We start from the raw sequence: 2747 nt of genomic DNA, 5'->3' as shown, positions 1-2747 counted from the left end.
AAACTGTAGGCCACGCGCCAGCTCTGCCCGTCGCAATCGAGAGTGGCCGTCTGCTGATTGACGCGCACGATCAGTCCGATGCGATGCTGTAGGTCGCGATCGATGAAGCTCACGCGCTGACCCACGCGGAAGTCTTCCCGTCGACCAACCTCGGGCGGCGGCGCGAGCTCGATGGCCTCGTGCGCCGTGTCGCCTGCTTGCTGCGCCGCGGGGACGACCTCCGTCGCGATGGCCGCGTAGGGCAAGCTGATCTGGCGGTGACTCGACTCATCCTGCACCGTCACGCGATCGTTCTTGACTGACACCACGCGCGCGGCGCGCAGCTTGCCGTCGTCCCAGTTGAAGTACTGCACCTGCTGTCCCAGATGCAGGTGGCTGCGCGCCTGCACGATGCGCCGCGGATCGGCCAGCAGTTGCTCGATGACCCAACTGAGCTGGTACAGCTCGGCGCTGGTGGCCATCGGCAAGTCCTTCAGAGTCAGGTGCTGGCGCATGGGCACCGATTTTGCCCCGCCAGCGGCGCTGTCAGGCGGCCAGGGGCTGATCGGGCTTGGCGCCCATTCGCTCGGCCACGACCCACGGCAGCAGCTCATCGATGCGATTGATCGGATGCTCACCGATGCGCTCCAGGACATAGCGCAGATACGCCTGCGGTTCGATCGCATTGAGCTTGGCCGTGCCGATCAGCGTGTAGAACACTGCTGCGCTCGCGCCACCCGTATCGGAGCCCAGGTGCAGATAGTTCTTGCGCCCGATCGCCACTGCGCGCAGCGCCCGCTCGGCAGCGTTGTTGTGCGCCTCGATGCGCCCATCGGCCACGAAGCGCGTGAGCGCACGCCAGTTCGTCAGCGTGTAGCCGATCGCGCCGGCCAGGGCGGATTTGGCCGATAGCTGCGACAGCGCCTGATCCAGCCAGGCCTTGAGCTCATCGAGTTCGACGCGCGTGCGCTGCTGCCTGGCGGTGTATCGCTCATCGGGTGGTCGTCCCCGGATGTCGGCCTCGATCGCAAACAGCCGGCCGATGCGCTCAAGCCCCTGGTGCGCCAGTGTTCCGGGCAATCGATGCTGCCGCTCGTGGATGTCCCAGAACTTCCTGCGCGCGTGGCTCCAGCAGGCCGCCTCGATGATGTCGCCACCCTCGTACAGCGCGTTGTAGCCGGCGAAGGCATCGGCCTGCAGGATGCCTCTCCAGTGGCGCAGGTGCCGCTGCGGATGTTCGCCTTTGCGGTTGGCCGAGTATTGCAGCCACACGGCGGGCGCTGATGCATCGCCAGCGGGCCGATCATCGCGCACGTAGACCCACAGGCGCCCGGTTCTGGCAGCCGCGCCCTTGCCACCGAGCACGCGCACGGGCGTGTCGTCGCCGTGGATCTTGGCCGCTTGCAGCACATACCGCCCCACCGCATCGGCCAGGGGTGTGAGCAGCCGCGCAGCCTGAGCGAGCCAGTCGCACAGCGTCGAGCGCGAGAGGGGCACACCTTCGCGGGCATGGATCTGGCTTTGCCTGTACAGCGGCTGGTGATCGGCAAACTTGCTGACAGCCACATGGGCGAGCAGTCCTGCCCCGGGCAGGCCGCGTGTGATGGGCCGTGCTGGCGCAAACGCCTGTGCGATGCGCCCGCAGCCGCAGGCCAGCTTCGGGCGCACGTGGCGCAGCACGTGGAAGCTGCCAGGCTCGTAGTCGAGTTGCTCGCTGACGTCGGCGCCGATTTGGCGGCGGTCGCTGTCGCATGCCCCACATCCGCATGGCTGCGGTGGGTGCACCACGGTGCGCCGTGGCAGGTGGGCGGGTAGATCGCTCGCAGCGGCCAAGGCGGCGTCCTTTGCCTGCCGCTTGCGCCGTTCGCGCTGCAGCTCGACCACGTTGCCAAGGCTCTCGTCGTCGCATGACTGCGCAGGCAACGATGACGCGTGCATCCCGTCCATCAGCAGCATCTGCGTATCGTGCTCGAGCCGTTCGCTGCTGCGGCCGTAGCGCATGCGCTTGAGGTACGCGATTTCGGTCTTGAGCTTGTCGATCGTCAGCAGCGCGATCTGCAGTGCCTGGCGATCATGCTCGGCCTGCGCGGTGATGGCGGCATGGTTTGCGAGCAACTCGTCGAAGGTCATCGACTCACACTGTGCCGCCATCTCTGGGGCATTACCAGAGGAGTTGCACTGTCAACGTGACAGCGCATTCTTGCAGTCGCGGTGCGCTCAGGGTCTTTACGCCGCCACGCTCGGCTGCCAGGTGGCTCGCACACCGCGCCAGTCGATGCCTTCGAGCAGCATCGACAGTTGGGCCATCGTCAGCAGCACTGCGCCGCTGTCGGCCTGCGGCCAGACGAAGCGGCCTCGCTCCAGGCGTTTGGCCAGCAGGCACAGGCCATCGCCGTCGCTCCACAGCAGTTTGACCAGATCGCCGCGGCGGCCTCGGAAGACGAAGACGTGGCCTTCGTAGGGGTTGTGCGCGAGCGCGGTCTGCACTTTGGCGGCCAGGGTGTCAAAGCCGCAGCGCATGTCGGTGACGCCGGCCACCAGCCACACGCGCACGCCCGCGCGCGGGCCGATCACGGGCGCTGGCGCAGTGCCCGCAGGACGCTGCGCAGGTTGGCTTCGTTCACGTCGCCCTGCAGGCGCACCAGCGCGCCGGCGACTTCAAGCTCGATGCTGCCGGTCGGCCTCGAAGATTGGTGCGCGCCCGGTGGGCTCTGGCTGGCAACGGCCTGGACTGGCAGCGGCTCGGGCTTGAGCTGCACGGGCAGCAG

4 protein-coding genes are annotated in these 2747 nt (G+C 67.5%); all 4 read right to left on the bottom strand.

Annotated elements, in window-relative coordinates; genetic code table 11:
- A partial coding sequence (locus tag FVQ98_RS19475) for a hypothetical protein (protein WP_222707633.1) occupies positions 1 to 461 on the bottom strand: 461 nt, incomplete at its 3' end.
- 64 nt (positions 462 to 525) lie between these two features.
- Complete coding sequence (tnpC, locus tag FVQ98_RS19470) at positions 526 to 2109, bottom strand: IS66 family transposase (RefSeq protein WP_147915112.1); 1584 nt, start codon at positions 2107 to 2109, stop codon at positions 526 to 528.
- Between the two features lie 96 nt (positions 2110 to 2205).
- Positions 2206 to 2553: an IS66 family insertion sequence element accessory protein TnpB gene (gene tnpB, locus FVQ98_RS19465; protein ID WP_147915110.1), complete on the bottom strand. Its 348-nt coding sequence runs from the start codon at positions 2551 to 2553 to the stop codon at positions 2206 to 2208.
- Positions 2550 to 2747 (bottom strand): hypothetical protein (locus tag FVQ98_RS19820; protein ID WP_187265824.1); only part of this gene is annotated, 198 nt, incomplete at its 5' end. The genes tnpB and FVQ98_RS19820, both read right to left, overlap by 4 nt.

The organism is Ottowia flava (assembly GCF_008017535.1).
GTDB lineage: Bacteria > Pseudomonadota > Gammaproteobacteria > Burkholderiales > Burkholderiaceae_C > Ottowia > Ottowia flava.
Note: the sequence above shows the minus strand (reverse complement) of the source record. Positions and strands in the feature narration are given on the sequence as shown.

What these genes read in the sequence shown, in the direction of transcription:
- tnpC (WP_147915112.1), bottom strand. Translation starts at nt 2,109, where the DNA reads ATGACCTTCGACGAGTTGCTCGCAAACCATGCCGCCATCACCGCGCAG.